The 13,079-nt window shown below is 63.1% G+C and carries 14 protein-coding genes; 6 read left to right on the top strand and 8 right to left on the bottom strand.

Going from position 1 to position 13,079, the window contains the following annotated elements; translation table 11 throughout:
- Positions 1–4: 4 nt before the first annotated feature.
- On the top strand, positions 5–640 hold the full coding sequence (locus tag J2X15_RS08535; protein ID WP_310341526.1) for a rhomboid family intramembrane serine protease: 636 nt from the start codon (positions 5–7) through the stop codon (positions 638–640).
- Here the strand turns inward: J2X15_RS08535 and J2X15_RS08540 are convergent.
- The 5 genes from J2X15_RS08540 to J2X15_RS08560 all read right to left on the bottom strand — a co-directional run bounded on the left by J2X15_RS08540 (position 575) and on the right by J2X15_RS08560 (position 7,876).
- Complete coding sequence (locus tag J2X15_RS08540; protein WP_310341529.1) at positions 575–2,521, bottom strand: S8 family peptidase; 1,947 nt, start codon at positions 2,519–2,521, stop codon at positions 575–577. The two genes, J2X15_RS08535 and J2X15_RS08540, sit on opposite strands and share 66 nt — an antisense overlap.
- Before the next feature lie 11 nt (positions 2,522–2,532).
- The gene (locus J2X15_RS08545) at positions 2,533–2,763 is read right to left on the bottom strand and encodes a hypothetical protein (RefSeq protein WP_310341532.1); all 231 of its coding nucleotides are present in this window, start codon (positions 2,761–2,763) and stop codon (positions 2,533–2,535) included.
- A gap of 226 nt (positions 2,764–2,989) precedes the next feature.
- Positions 2,990–3,616: a 4'-phosphopantetheinyl transferase family protein gene (locus J2X15_RS08550; protein WP_310341535.1), complete on the bottom strand. Its 627-nt coding sequence runs from the start codon at positions 3,614–3,616 to the stop codon at positions 2,990–2,992.
- A 13-nt stretch (positions 3,617–3,629) separates the two neighbouring features.
- Complete coding sequence (locus J2X15_RS08555; RefSeq protein ID WP_310341538.1) at positions 3,630–7,628, bottom strand: Pls/PosA family non-ribosomal peptide synthetase; 3,999 nt, start codon at positions 7,626–7,628, stop codon at positions 3,630–3,632.
- Between the two features lie 2 nt (positions 7,629–7,630).
- Complete coding sequence (locus J2X15_RS08560) at positions 7,631–7,876, bottom strand: hypothetical protein (protein ID WP_310341541.1); 246 nt, start codon at positions 7,874–7,876, stop codon at positions 7,631–7,633.
- A gap of 151 nt (positions 7,877–8,027) precedes the next feature.
- On the opposite strand from J2X15_RS08560, the gene J2X15_RS08565 reads away from it, so the two are divergent.
- From J2X15_RS08565 to J2X15_RS08580, 4 genes are read left to right on the top strand one after another with little or no spacing between them, the layout of a single operon-like run.
- Positions 8,028–8,486 (top strand): FecR family protein, encoded by a 459-nt coding sequence (locus J2X15_RS08565; RefSeq protein ID WP_310341542.1) that lies wholly within the window; start codon positions 8,028–8,030, stop codon positions 8,484–8,486.
- Positions 8,486–9,073, top strand: coding sequence for an OmpA family protein (locus J2X15_RS08570; protein ID WP_310341545.1), 588 nt, complete (start codon positions 8,486–8,488; stop codon positions 9,071–9,073). The genes J2X15_RS08565 and J2X15_RS08570 overlap by 1 nt, the downstream gene beginning before the upstream one ends.
- 19 nt (positions 9,074–9,092) lie before the next feature.
- Positions 9,093–9,458, top strand: a complete 366-nt coding sequence (locus J2X15_RS08575) for a translation initiation factor Sui1 (protein ID WP_310341546.1) — start codon at positions 9,093–9,095, stop codon at positions 9,456–9,458.
- Between the two features lie 2 nt (positions 9,459–9,460).
- On the top strand, positions 9,461–9,676 hold the full coding sequence (locus J2X15_RS08580) for a DUF3820 family protein (protein ID WP_310341547.1): 216 nt from the start codon (positions 9,461–9,463) through the stop codon (positions 9,674–9,676).
- A 15-nt stretch (positions 9,677–9,691) separates the two neighbouring features.
- Here the strand turns inward: J2X15_RS08580 and J2X15_RS08585 are convergent, their stop codons facing one another.
- Genes J2X15_RS08585 through lysS form a run of 3 tightly spaced genes read right to left on the bottom strand, consistent with a single transcriptional unit; the run spans position 9,692 to position 12,358 of the window.
- Positions 9,692–10,240, bottom strand: coding sequence for a pseudouridine synthase (locus tag J2X15_RS08585; RefSeq protein WP_310341550.1), 549 nt, complete (start codon positions 10,238–10,240; stop codon positions 9,692–9,694).
- Positions 10,225–10,755 carry a YgjP-like metallopeptidase domain-containing protein gene (locus tag J2X15_RS08590; RefSeq protein WP_310341552.1) on the bottom strand — a complete coding sequence of 177 codons (531 nt, stop codon included), beginning with the start codon at positions 10,753–10,755 and terminating at the stop codon, positions 10,225–10,227. Before J2X15_RS08590 ends, J2X15_RS08585 begins: the two co-directional genes overlap by 16 nt.
- A 55-nt stretch (positions 10,756–10,810) precedes the next feature.
- Positions 10,811–12,358: a lysine--tRNA ligase gene (gene lysS / locus J2X15_RS08595; RefSeq protein ID WP_310341553.1), complete on the bottom strand. Its 1,548-nt coding sequence runs from the start codon at positions 12,356–12,358 to the stop codon at positions 10,811–10,813.
- Positions 12,359–12,473: 115 nt separating this feature from the next.
- Here lysS and J2X15_RS08600 point away from each other — a divergent pair, with 115 nt between their 5' ends.
- Entirely contained in the window at positions 12,474–13,046 is a 573-nt protein-coding gene (locus J2X15_RS08600) for a YggT family protein (protein ID WP_310342123.1), read from the top strand.
- Positions 13,047–13,079: the final 33 nt, after the last annotated feature.

Consider the following 13,079-nt stretch of genomic DNA (forward strand, 5'->3'; position numbering starts at 1 on the left):
ACGGATGCCCAACGCACTGCGCTTAGGCCGGGTGTGTTGGGGCGGCGGCTTTGCCGCGGTGACCGTGGTGCTGCAACTATGGCCCGGTGCCGCGGAGTGGCTGCGCTTTCATCGCCCTGCTTTTGAAGAAGGAGCAGTTTGGCAATTGCTCACCGCGCAGTGGGTGCATCTGAGTCTGGCGCATGCGGTGGTCAACGCGATGGCGGCCGTGCTGCTGTGCTGGTCGCTGGCGCCGTGGGTGCCGGTGCGCCAGCAACTGCTGGCCTGGCTGGGGGGGCATCTGGGTGTGGCCGTGGTGCTAGCGTTGGATAGCAACTGCTTGTACTACGCGGGCGCTTCTGGGGCTTTACACGGGGTGCTGGCCGGGGGGGCGTTGGTTCTGCTGTGTGCACCACTGGCGATCCCTCCATCTGGCTGGCGAGTGCGCCTGATGGGAGCGGTGTTGCTTCTGGCCTTGGGGGCCAAACTTCTGCTGCAGCCCTTGTTCTTCGCAACACACACACACGGTTGGCTGGGTATCCCCACTTACTACTCAGCCCATGCGGCAGGGGCGGCTGGTGGGGCGGTGGTCGTGCTATCTGCCTTGCTTCTGTGTCGCTGGCAAGCGGCGCAGAGCCAGACCCGTCAGCGCCATGAATAGCAGGGCGGTGATGTCCGCCCAGTCCAGCGAGCCACCACCTCCGCCTCCACCAGAGCTGGTCACAGGGTTGGGAGCCGACACCATGTTGATGGAAACCATGCTACTGGAACTTCCGGAAGATATCGAGGTGGCTTGAAACCGGAAGGTCATGCCCACGGTGTCTGAAGTGGCTGGTGTCGTGAACGTGGCCGTGCTGGTGTTGGCCCCGGACAATGTTACGGTGGGTCCGGAGACTTGCGTCCAGCCCACGGTACTGATACCCGTGCCGTTTGCCCCCGCAGTGGCTGTACCCGTCAATGTGACCAGGGTGCTCCGCGCCACGGGGTCGGTTTTGTTGGCGGTGGCGGTGGTTGTGGGAGCGGTGTCTGCCAAAACCAGGGCAGTGGCAGCATCGGCGTCCAGCATGCCCGCGCCACAACTCGTCTTGTTGAAGCAGTAGGTACCTGAAGGAAAGGCACGCACCGAATCTACCAGGCGTGAAGTCAGTTCGTTGATGCCCATGGTCGGCTTGATTTGCAACAGCAAGGCTGCAACGCCAGATACCATGGGAGCGGCGAAGCTAGTGCCGTTCGCAGCGACATAGGTATCCCCGCCCGGTGATGCGACTGGAGTAGTCGTGCCGGAGTTCAATGTGCCGTAGATGCTGACGCCCGGTGCACTGATCGTGGTGCCAGGCCCGTCATTTGCAAAACTGGGACTGTCCCCAGTCAACATGTGGGCCGTGACAGCAATCACTCCTTGGCAGTTGGCAGGTTGGCTGATGGTGGTGATGCTGCCGTCGTTGCCCGTCGACGCCACCACGATGCTGCCGGCTGCACGCACATCGTTGACGGCATCCTGGAATGTGCTCAGGCATGTGCCAGAGCTGCCCAGACTGAGGTTGAGAATTTTGGCGACGTTGGGGTTAAAAACTCCGCTGATAGACAGAATGCCTGCCGCCCAACGCATGCCGGCTGCTATGTCAGACACGTAACCGCCACATACGCCCAATACGCGCACGGGCAACACTTTCGCACCATAAGCTATGCCGATCATGCCCGTGCTGTTGTTGCCCACTGCGCTCACGATGCCTGCGACCCGGGTGCCGTGCCAACCGGAGTCAGAAACGGAGCAACCATTGCCTGTATTGGTGTTCCAGTTGCCAGGGTCTGCGGCATCCGAATCTCGTCCATTGCCATCGTTCGCAGTGCTGAAGGGCGAATAAGGCAAGGTGTCGGCAGAGACAAAATCGTAGCCAGTGAGCAGGAGGTTAGCCGTCAAATCTGCATGGGTTACGTAGCCGGTATCCAGCACTGCAACCACCACTCCGGCCCCACTGACGGGTTGCCCACCCGTGCTTTTGTTCCACGCACTGTCGGTATTGGTGGCGCCCGCGTTGCTGCCCGATGATTTCCAGGCCCATTGGCTGGCGACGTAGCCTGGATCATTGGGGGCGAAATGGGCAAACACCTTTTCGTCGATTTCGGCATATTCAACCCGCGCATCTTGCGCCAACTGTTGCGTCAAGGCCTTCATCTCAGCGCGGCTCAAAGGTTGGTCGGTTTGCACCACATGGGCTTGTTCCGATACCGATTTCAGGTAGCTCAGCGTGACTGCCTTTTGTCCCAAGACTTGCATGCCACCTCGGGCATTGAACGTGTTGATGCGGGTCTGCGGATCGACTTGCCCGCCGGCAGTTTGATCTGTCTTTGCTGCCGTCTCTTCCTTGAATTTCACGATCAGGCGGTTATAGCCAGTCGTCGAGTCATTGGCTGGTGATGCAGTGGGGCTTGCGGCGGACTTGGCTTCTAGCGATCCATCGGTTTGCGAAGTTGCGAGCCAGGATGCGCCCAGACCTGCGCACAACAAGATGGTGATCAGTGCCGTTTTCATTCGATGCATGTGTTGAATTCTCAGGGGTTGCGGACTTTGCTGTCCACATCCACGTGAACCACTTCAGGGCGGGCACGCAAGACACGGAGAATTTTGTCCAGATCCTGCCCCGCTTGCGGCAATACCCGGTACGTCCACGTGTTGTCGGACACCGCAGCAATGGGGCTGACGTCGGCAAACAGGCGTGTTTGCAATTGAGCGAGGTCCGATGCGGTCCACACACTCTTGGCTTCTGTGAAGCGAATGATCAAGCGCGTCGTGGCAGGTATGGCCTGGGACGTGTTCGCAGCTGTGGCAGGAGGCTCAGCGCACGCGACAAGGCCTAGCGCGAGCAGGCCTGCGCCAACCCAATGGTGGTGTTTCAAACGAATTCCCCTGAGATTTGTTAGGCATGGCCTTGCATCGTTTTTATTGTGTTTGCGCAAGGCTTTGGTATCCAACGATCGCAGGCATTGTAAAAGACACTTTGTTACTTCTTTAGAGCGCTCTGCCGGGACGTAAAGCCACTGCCCCGCAGTAGCCCTCCGGCAGTTCTAGCCACCTTATGTCGCAGCGGGCCACGCTGTCTTGCAGCGTTGAAGTCCATTCGCTCAGTCCAAGGCCGCAGCTCTTCAATCCGGCTTCCCATTGCGTCCATGCGCTGGCAAAGGCGGTGGCTTGCCGCGCCGTTGGCAGTCTTGCTAGTCGTGTCGCCACGTAGGGGCCCATGTAGTCGCGTGCCAGTGTCAGGCACTCATCCGCCCAACTAGGGTCGGTGGTGGCGAGTACATCCACGCCTATCGCACGATAGGGGTGGATGGCTGCGACCGACAGTCCATCTTCATGGCTGATGGACACCTGTGTGGCGGTACTGGGGTGTTCGATGCGCAGAGGCGCACCGGCATGTGTGGACAACGCCACGCTGTCTGCGGGGCAATCCAACCACAAGGCCATTGCTTGACGCAGTGCCAGACGGATGGCGCCACGCGCTTCATTGCGAGGTGTGCGGTGCGGCAGCTGGCGGTAGATCACTGCGCCCTTACCTTGTCGCAGCGCCGCCAGCACCTTGTCGGCATCGCTCGGCCAAGCATAGGCCGGCCAAGGATGTGCCGCCGTGGTGCCCATGTCTTCTGAGGCGTTAGACCCGGGCCCGCGTAGGCGCCGCGGGGCAGCCACTCCAGCGCGACGCAGCGGGAATGCTCTCGCCCTTCATCACCAGGGTCAAGGGGCCCAACCAGGCATCGTCGGCCACGCTGGCGCTGTAGAGCACTGCGCCACGTGGTCCGATGTACACGCGGGCACCGATGTGCACGTGGTCAATCTTCATCACGCGGTCTTCAAACAAATGGGTCTGCGGGCAGCTCAGCGCGTTAAGTTCGCTGTGGTCGCCGATGTGCACGCAGTCAAATTCGGTGATGTCGGTGGTGTCCATATACACGCCCTTGCCGATGCGACTGCCCAGCAGGTTGAAGGCCATGGGCAGCCATGGGGTGCCGCGCAGGTAGCGCATGAAATTGGGCACAGCAATGCCTTCGTACAAATTGGTCACGCCTTCGGACAGCCAGACAAACGGGGTCCACATAGGCGTGCTGCGCTGGCGGTAGCGGCCCATCAGCAGCCATTTGAGCGCCCACACAAATACAAAAGTCCCCAGGCCGTAGAGCAGGCCCGTGAGCGTCAGGTAGGCAATGACCTGGCCCCAGCGCCCGTCCCCAGCCAGTGGCATCACGTTCAGCACGATGGTGTAGCCCACCGAAATCACAATGGCGTGGGGCGACACAATGCGGAAGGCTTCTATCAGTCCCCGCGCCAGGCGCCGTGCGGGTGAGGGATGAAAGGTCAGTCGCTCCGGAAAGCCGGCTGTCTCTTCGCGTGCCGGCAGGTGCAGGGGAGGCGATCCCAACCAAGTGTCGCCGCTACGAATACGGTCATTGCTTGGCACGGTAGAGTGCACGCCGATCAGCACGTTCTCAGGCAGCGTGGTGCCATCGGGGATGTAGGCGCCGTTGCCCACAAAACTGCGCTTGGAGATGACCGTGGGTCGCATCGTCATCCAACCGCCGTCAATGTGTTCATCACCCAGCATCACCGCGTCGGCAATGAAAGTTTCATCGCCCAACGTCAGCATGTCGGGCACCAGGCCCAATGCGGAAGAAATTTCAGCATCCCGCCCGACCTTGGCGCCTAGCAAGCGGTACCACCAGGGTGCATACAGCGTGGCATATACGCCGTGCAGCACATGCAGACTGGACTCCTGAATCTGGTTCACCAGCCACTTGGCGCAGTACAGCGTGCTGTGCACCGGCCAGCTACCGGGCTTCAGGCGCGGTAGTACCGACCAACGGATACCGGCCGACAGCAGTGCGGTGCAGACGATCAACACCGCCGCAGCGGGAAAGGCCAGCAGGAAATACTTGGTGAGCTGGAACCAGATGTCGGTGCTCGCTAGAAACGGGAAGCGCTCCACATCGTCGATCCAGTCGATCAGCACAAAGGAGGGAAACACCGGCAGGAAGAACAGCGTGGTGATCAGCAAGGCGCCCAGCACGAAGTACGTGCCCTCCACCGCGCTGCGCAAACGTGTGACCGCGGGGCGGGGCCGCAGGCTTGCTGCATCGAAGGCGCCCGCGTCACGCGCCGGTGAGCCTTGCCAAACGCGGCTCGCGGGCACGGTGTCTCCATCGCACAGAGCGGACTGGCCCTCCAGATGGCCCCAGTCGTGCACCGTGGTGTTGCCTTCCAGAATCGCATACGAACCCACGCAGCTGTGCTCCCCCAGCGTGATGCGGCCCAGGTGCAGCACGCCATGTTCCACACGGGCGTTTTCCAGGTTCACGGCGTTGCCAATGCTGGCGCCGTCGCCCACCTGTAGCAGGTCGGGTGCGCGCAGCGTCATGGAGCCAATCACCACTTCATCGCCAATGCGAGCGCCCAGCGCACGCAGCCACCACACGTACAGGGATGAGCCGCTGAGCAAATAGGTGGGTGCTGCTTCCAGCAGGCGGTCAGCCAGCCACCAGCGGTAGTAGGTCAGGCCCCACAGCGGGTACTGGCCCGCTTGTAGCTTGCCAACCAGCAGCCATTTGCCAGCGATGGCCACCGCAAACTCCAGCAGTGTGGCCACGAGGTAGGCCAGCACCGAGGCCCCAGTGGCCACCAGCAGCGAGTCTTCGGGTTCACCGGTAAAAAAGTGGTACGCAAAAAAAGGTGCCAGCCACTGCGCCATGCGCATGGCCACCAGCCAAGGCACTGCTGCGGCCTGGGCCAAGCCGCAGCGCCAGCGCCGCCAGGCGTTGGGTGGCGTCCACGTGGTATCCACCGCCTGCGCCTGGCCGTGGGCGGCTCCAATCGCCTGCGCAATCGCCCCCACGCTGCGGTGCTGGTAGACGTCACGCACCGTCACATGGGCAAAGCCCGCGTGGGCGCGCAGGCTGGAGGCCAGGCGCGCTGCGAACAGCGAATGGCCACCCAAGTCTGCAAAAAAATCGGCGCTGCGCACAATGGCCTGGCCGGGAAACAGCTTGGCCAGCGCGGCAAACAGCACTTCTTCGGCGGGCGTGCCCGGCGTGTCGGACGCTTCGGACGTGCTGGCCGCGGTGAGCGGCCGCACCTTGAGCGCATTGCGGTCAATCTTGCCCGAGGTGAGTCGCGGCATGGTGGGTACGGTCTCAAAGTACCCGGGCACCATGTAGGGCGGCAGCCGTCGAGCCAGCGCAGCGCGCAGGGCGCTGCTGCTCAGCGTGGCGCCCGTGTCGGGGGTGATGAAGGCGATCAGCTGGTCCACGCCATCTTCGGGGCGCAGCACCACGGCGGCAGCGGCCACGCCTGCCTGGTCGGCCAGTGCAGACTCAATCTCACCCAGCTCCACGCGGAAGCCACGGATCTTGACTTGGTCGTCGGTGCGGCCCAGGCACTGTACGCAGCCGTCCGCGTCGATACGGGCCAGGTCGCCCGTGCGGTACAGGCGTGCGTCTTGTGCGCTGCTGGCCCAGGGGTTGAGCAGGAATTTCTCGGCCGTCAGATCGGGCCGACCCAGGTAGCCCGCGGCCACGCCAGGGCCGGTGATGCAGAGTTCTCCCACTTCGCCGCGTGGCAGTAACGTGAGCCCCGATTCGGTTTGAGGGGCGATGACCAGCAGGCTGTAGTTGGGCAGTGGTCGGCCAATGGTGACGGGTTCGCCCGCATGCAGCTCGGCCAGGCTGGCAGACACCGTGGCCTCGGTGGGGCCGTAGGTGTTGAACACCTGGCGGCCCGGCTTGGCCCAGCGCTCCACCAGCGCGGGCGGGCACATCTCGCCACCCAGGTTGATGGTGCGCAGGCCGGGTACGTCCTGGTCTAACAGGGCCAGCAGCGTGGGGACCGCGTGCAGCACGGTAATGCGATTGGCGGCCAGTACGCCGGGCAGGCTTTCGGGATCAGACGCAATTTCCTTGGGCGCAATCCATACGGTGGCACCCGCCAGGTAGCTGATCCAGATTTCCTCGAACGACATGTCAAACGCCACCGAGAAGCCCTGGTACACGCGGTCCCCATGGCGCAAGCCCAGCTGCGTGTTCTCGCTGCGCAGAAAGTGGCAGATGCTGCCCTGGTGGATGGCAATGCCTTTTGGTCGCCCCGTGGAGCCCGAGGTATAGATGACGTAGGCCGGATGGGTGGGCAATACGCCGGTGCGGCGCAGTGGCTGCGCCACCGGTTCGGCCAATGCTTCGGCGGTCCACACGGTATGGGGTGTGTGCGCCATGCGCGGCGCAAATGCTGCGCAGCTCACCAAGCCTTTGGCCTGCGCGTCTTCCAGGCATACGGCGATGCGGTCTACGGGTGTGTCCGCATCCAGCGGCAGCCAGGCGGCCCCCGCTTTGGCAATGCCCAGTTGCATGACCAGCAGGTCCAGGCCGCGCGGCAGCCACAAGCCCACGATGTCGCCCGCCGCCACACCAGCCGCCAGCAGGTGTGCGGCTACGGTGTCGGCGCGCGCTTCCAGCGCTTGGTAACTCAGCGTTTGGTCGCCAAACACCAGCGCGGTGCTGTCGGGGTACTGCTGGGCAGTGGCTTCAAACAGGTCGGCCAGTACTTCGGCGCGCACCAGGTCGGCGCGCTCGGGCCCCCGCAGGATGTCGGGGTGAGAAATCTGCGGCATGGTCAAGGCGAGCGGTGCAGGCGCGGTGCGGCCAACAACGCGAGATTGGCGTCAATGGCCTCTTCCAGCAGGCGGTGTTTGGCCAGCAGGTTGTTGGCGAGCATCAGTTTGCGCAGCTGCTGCAGGTCTTTCACAGTCGGGGCGACCTTGATTTGTGCCAGCGCAGCCTGGCTGTTGCCACCTTGAACGATGGCCAGGACCTTGGTGGCCCAAACGCTTTGGCGGGAGGTGGGGGAGTTTTTGGACATAGCAGACAGAGTAGGCACCATTTTCGCACACAGCACACGTCTTTGGTGCGCGAGTAGCTATCAAAATGATAGTGAATAGGTCGCTTGAGCCACCGGCGGGCGAGGGGCATCCGTTACCATTGTCGTTCATCGATTTTGAGGCGGACGCTACATGGCTTGGCACAGGGGTTGGGTAGGGCGCAGCGGCATGCTGCTGGCGTTGGCGATGGGCTTGTCGCAGGCTGCGGGAGCCCAAGAATTGCGCAGCGGCACGCTCAAGGCTGTGCAAGGCAGCGTGGAAGTGATCAAGGGAGAGGCACGCCGTGTGGCGGCAATAGGTGGCCCTGTGGCGGAGGCCGAGCGCATCGTGACCGGTGCCGGCGGCTCTGCCGTCATTCTGCTACGCGATGGCACGCTGCTCACCGTGGGGCCCAACTCACAGGTGGACATTACCCGTTTTCAGTTCGACTCCACCACCCAGACCGGTAGCCTCACCGTGCAGGTGTTGCTGGGCACCATCCGCATGGTCACGGGTCTGCTGGGCAAGTTGCAGCCAGAGAACGTCAAGGTGGGTACACCATCATCCACTGTCAGTGTGCGCGGTACCGACTTCATTGTGGAGGTGCCGTGATGCGCCGCCTTGCCTGGGGCTTATCGTTGCTGGCCGTGCTGTCGGGCTGCGCGCCCGTCACCCGCGTGATCTTGTTGCCCGATGCCCAGGGCCGTGCCACTTCGGTGCAAGTGCAGGGGGCTTCGAGTGCCCAAGTGCTGGCCCAGCCGTATGCGGTGGCAGCAGTTGAACGCAATGGCGCGGTGCAACTGGCCACCACGACCGAGGCCGAAGTGCAGGCGCAGCACGGCGGTATGCTCGCCCTGCAGCCCCCGCCCGCGCAGCGGTTTGTGTTGCAGTTTGAGCCGGGCAGCTCCACGCTGACGGCCGATTCCCAATCCCAGCTCGAAGGCATTCTGGCGCAAGCGCTGGCGCGCCCGGGCGGTGAGATCGTGGTGGTGGGCCATACCGACCGCACGGGCTCGCCCCAGGCCAACGACGCGCTCTCGCTGCAGCGCGCCCGTGCCGTGCGCGAGCTGCTGATTGCGCGTGGTTTCCAACCCGAGCTGATCGAGGCCGTGGGCCGTGGCGAGCGCGAGCCCGTGGTGCCCACCGAACCGAATGTGGACGAGCCACGCAACCGCCGCGCGGAAATCATCGTTCGTTAACCTTTCTTCCATCCGCAATATGGCCAAACTCTCTTTGTCCGATCTGGGTGGCTTGGTGTACTCCACCGAGGTGGGGCGTACCTGCCCGGTGTGCCGCCAGGCCATCGCCGCCTGCACTTGCAACGCGCCCAAACGCCCGGCGGGCGATGGTGTGGTGCGCGTGTCCCGCGAGACCAAGGGCCGCGCGGGCAAGGGCGTGACCCTGGTGCGCGGCGTGCCATTGATTGAGGCCGAACTGGTAGCACTGGGCAAGCAGCTCAAGGCCGCTTGCGGATCGGGCGGCACCGTCAAAGACGGCGTGATCGAAGTGCAGGGCGACCATGTGGAACGCGTGATGCAGTTGTTGCAGGCGCAGGGGCACAAGGTCAAACGCGCGGGCGGCTAGGCATGCAAGCCGAAGACCTGCAAAAACTGGTGGAGCGGCCTATGCCATTTGGCAAGTACCAGGGCCGTCTGATTGCCGACCTGCCTGGCGACTACCTGAACTGGTTTGCGCGGGAAGGTTTTCCCAAAAGTGAGATTGGCCGGTTGTTGCAACTGATGCATGAGATTGACCACAACGGGTTGAGCGACCTGCTCACACCGCTGCGCGCGCGGCGGTAGTCCGTCCAGGGCAGCTCAGGGTATGGGCACGTCGCGCAAGGTGCCAGGCGCCAAACCTTCCAGTGTGTACGGGCCAATGGCCGCGCGAATCAGCCGCAGCGTGGGGTAGCCCACGGCTGCGGTCATGCGGCGCACCTGGCGATTGCGGCCTTCACGGATCACCAGCTCCAACCAGCGGGTGGGGATGGACTGGCGAAAGCGTACGGGTGGCGTGCGTTCCCAGAGTGCTGCGGGCTCCGCAATCAATTGTGCGCGGGCGGGCAGCGTGAGGCCATCGTTCAGCTGCACACCTTGACGCAGCGCCATTAAGGCGGCTTCGTCGGGCTCACCCTCCACCTGCACCCAATAGGTCTTTTCCATCTTGTAGCGCGGGTCGCTGATGCGGGCCTGCAGCTTGCCGTCGTTGGTGAGCAGCAGCAGGCCTTCGCTGTCAGCGTCCAGTCGGCCCGCCACGTAGATGCCGGGGATGTCGATGAAGTCCTTGAGCCCGCGCCAGCGGCCCTCAGGCGTGAACTGGCTCAACACCCCATAGGGCTTGTTGAAGCAGATCAGGCGGCTATCCATAGCCGCTCGCCCGTGGCTTCCAGGTGCGTGAGGTAGATGCGCACCTCAAACTCCAGTTGGTGGTAGCTGGGCTCCATGTGGGTGCAGAGCTGGTAGAAGGCCTTGTCGTGCTCGCGCTCGCGCAGGTGGGCCAGCTCGTGCACCACGATCATCTTGAGGAAGGGTTCGGGCGTGTCCTTGAACAGGCTGGCCACGCGGATCTCGCGCTTGCTTTTGAGCTTGTTGCCCTGCACGCGTGACACCGTGGTGTGCGTGCCCAGCGCGTTCTTCACCACGTGCAGCTTGCTGTCAAACGCCACCTTGCTCAGAGGCTCGGCACTGCGCAGGTATTCGGACTTGAGGTCCTGCACATAGTCGTACAGCACCTTGTCGGTCCGCACGCCATGGGCCTGTGGGTAGCGCTGGGTCAGCCAGCTGCCCACGCGGTCCTCGTCCAGCATGCGCTGCACCTGGCCCAGCGCGTCTGCGGGGTAGCCATTCAGGTAGCGCAGCGTGGGCATTGCTACCGTTTTCATAGCTGCTCGCGCAGATCCTGCGGGGGCTAGGGGCCTATTTGGCTTCAAATCTGAATCAAACCTCGCGGCGCAGGGCGGGGAACAGGATGACGTCGCGGATGCTGGCGCTGTCAGTCAACAGCATCATCAGGCGGTCAATACCAATGCCGCAGCCGCCGGTGGGGGGCATGCCGTATTCCAGCGCGCGCACAAAGTCGTGGTCGAAGTGCATGGCCTCGTCGTCGCCGCTGTCTTTGGCGTTGACCTGCGCCTGGAAGCGGGCGGCCTGGTCTTCGGCATCGTTCAGCTCGCTAAAGCCGTTGCCGAATTCTCGGCCCGTGATGTAGAGCTCAAAGCGCTCGGTGACCTCAGGTCGGTCATCGTTGGCGCGGGCCAGTGGCGAGATCTCGGTGGGGTGCTCCATGATGAAGGTGGGATTCCACAGCTTCTCTTCCACCGTCTCTTCAAAGTACAGCACCTGCAGGCTGGCCAGCGTGCGGCCCTCCAGGCGGTTTTTGGCTTCGGTCAAGCCCAGCTTCTTCACCGCATTGGTCAGCCAGGTGGCGTCAAACACGTTGTCACCGGCGTCGGTGTATTTCTGGATGGCTTCCACGATGGTCAGGCGCTCAAACGGCTGCTCCAGATCCACGGGCTTGCCGGCGTAGCTGAGTTGCAGGCCACCGGTGGCTTTCATGGCCGCATCGCGGATCAACGACTCCGTGTAGTTCATCAGGTCCTGGTAGTTCCAGTACGCTGCGTAGAACTCCATCATGGTGAACTCGGGGTTGTGGCGCACCGAGATGCCTTCGTTGCGGTAGCTGCGGTTGATCTCGAACACGCGATCGAAGCCGCCCACGATCAGGCGCTTGAGGTACAGCTCGGGCGCAATGCGCAGGAACATTTCCTGGTCCAGCGCGTTGTGGTGGGTCTTGAAGGGCTTGGCATTCGCACCACCGGGAATGGGGTGCAGCATGGGCGTTTCCACTTCCAGGAAGTTGTGGCCCACCATGAACTCGCGCAGCGCGCTCACGGCCTTGCTGCGTGCCACAAAGCGCTTGCGCGCTTCCACGTCGGTCATCAGGTCCACATAGCGCTGGCGGTACTTGGTTTCCTGGTCGGCCATACCGTGGAACTTGTCGGGCATGGGGCGCAGGCTTTTGGTCAGCAGGCGGATGCTGGTCGCGTGGATGGACAGCTCACCGGTCTTGGTCTTGAACAGCGTGCCCTCGGCGGCCACGATGTCACCCAGGTCCCAGTGTTTGAAGGCGGCGTACAGGTCCACGCCCACGTCTTCACCACGCACGTACAGCTGGATGCGGCCGCCGCTGGGGCCGAACGAAGCGTCCTGCAGCGTGCAGAAGCTGGCCTTGCCCATCACGCGCTTGAGCATCATGCGGCCGGCTACCTTGGCCGTGGTCCCCAGGGCCACCAGCTCTTCGGCCGTCTTCTCGTTGTAAGCCTCAAACAGCTCCGCCGCCTTGTTCTCGGGCTGGAAGTCGTTGGGGAAGGCCACGCCCTTGCCCTCGGCCTGCTGCTGGCGCAAGGCCTTGAGTTTTTCGCGGCGCTCCAGGATCAACTGGTTGTCGTCTTGCGGGGCGGGAGCAGCTTGGTTTTGGTCAGACATGGGGTGGTAGGTGTACGGTGGCAGAACCAGCCAAGCCGCGGGGCTTTGGCCGTAACCCTCCATTGTAAGAGGGGAGGCTGCCGCTATGATGCGCACGCACTTCCCCAATCTCGCCATGCTCTACCAAATCATTTCCCTGTTGCTCGAAGTTGTCGCTGGCCTGCTCACCAGTACCTGCTTACTGCGCCTGTACATGCAGCACCAGCGCATCCCGCTGTCCGCGCGCTCGGGCAATCCGTTGGGCCGTTTTGTGTTTGCATTGACCGACTGGCTGGTGCTGCCGCTGCGCCGCGTGCTGCCCGCCATGGGCCGCTGGGATACGGCCAGTCTGGTGGGGGCATTTCTGATTCAGCTCGCCCAGTTCGCCATCCTCTGGTTGCTCAATGGCCTGGGCGCCAGCCTCGTGTCCGTGGTGGTGCTGGCATTGTTTGGTGTTGTCCGCATGGGGCTTTCCGGTCTCACGGGGCTGGTGCTGGTCTATGCCGTGTTGTCGTGGGTGCAAACACAGTCCTACCTGTCGGATGTGCTGGAGCGTCTGGTGCAGCCACCGCTGACCCCGATTCGCCGCGTGCTGCCCCTGGTAGGTGGCGTGGATCTGTCGCCGCTGGCGCTACTGGTGCTGATCCAGATCGCCATGATCGTGCTGGGCTCATTGCAAGCGATGGTGCTGGTGGCTACGGCGGGCTGAACCTCGTTGGCACCATGCAAAAGAGGCCCGCGA

Source organism: Rhodoferax saidenbachensis, assembly GCF_031457975.1.
Classification (GTDB): domain Bacteria; phylum Pseudomonadota; class Gammaproteobacteria; order Burkholderiales; family Burkholderiaceae_C; genus Allorhodoferax; species Allorhodoferax saidenbachensis_A.

Coding starts and splice junctions, on each gene's coding strand:
- lysS (WP_310341553.1), bottom strand. CDS start 12,358: ATGTCTGACCAAAACCAAGCTGCTCCCGCCCCGCAAGACGACAACCAG.
- J2X15_RS08585 (WP_310341550.1), bottom strand. CDS start 10,240: ATGGATAGCCGCCTGATCTGCTTCAACAAGCCCTATGGGGTGTTGAGC.
- J2X15_RS08535 (WP_310341526.1), top strand. CDS start 5: ATGCCCAACGCACTGCGCTTAGGCCGGGTGTGTTGGGGCGGCGGCTTT.
- J2X15_RS08550 (WP_310341535.1), bottom strand. CDS start 3,616: ATGGGCACCACGGCGGCACATCCTTGGCCGGCCTATGCTTGGCCGAGC.
- J2X15_RS08590 (WP_310341552.1), bottom strand. CDS start 10,755: ATGAAAACGGTAGCAATGCCCACGCTGCGCTACCTGAATGGCTACCCC.
- J2X15_RS08560 (WP_310341541.1), bottom strand. CDS start 7,876: ATGTCCAAAAACTCCCCCACCTCCCGCCAAAGCGTTTGGGCCACCAAG.
- J2X15_RS08555 (WP_310341538.1), bottom strand. CDS start 7,628: ATGCCGCAGATTTCTCACCCCGACATCCTGCGGGGGCCCGAGCGCGCC.
- J2X15_RS08570 (WP_310341545.1), top strand. CDS start 8,486: ATGCGCCGCCTTGCCTGGGGCTTATCGTTGCTGGCCGTGCTGTCGGGC.
- J2X15_RS08565 (WP_310341542.1), top strand. CDS start 8,028: ATGGCTTGGCACAGGGGTTGGGTAGGGCGCAGCGGCATGCTGCTGGCG.
- J2X15_RS08575 (WP_310341546.1), top strand. CDS start 9,093: ATGGCCAAACTCTCTTTGTCCGATCTGGGTGGCTTGGTGTACTCCACC.
- J2X15_RS08580 (WP_310341547.1), top strand. CDS start 9,461: ATGCAAGCCGAAGACCTGCAAAAACTGGTGGAGCGGCCTATGCCATTT.
- J2X15_RS08600 (WP_310342123.1), top strand. CDS start 12,474: ATGCTCTACCAAATCATTTCCCTGTTGCTCGAAGTTGTCGCTGGCCTG.
- J2X15_RS08540 (WP_310341529.1), bottom strand. CDS start 2,521: ATGCATCGAATGAAAACGGCACTGATCACCATCTTGTTGTGCGCAGGT.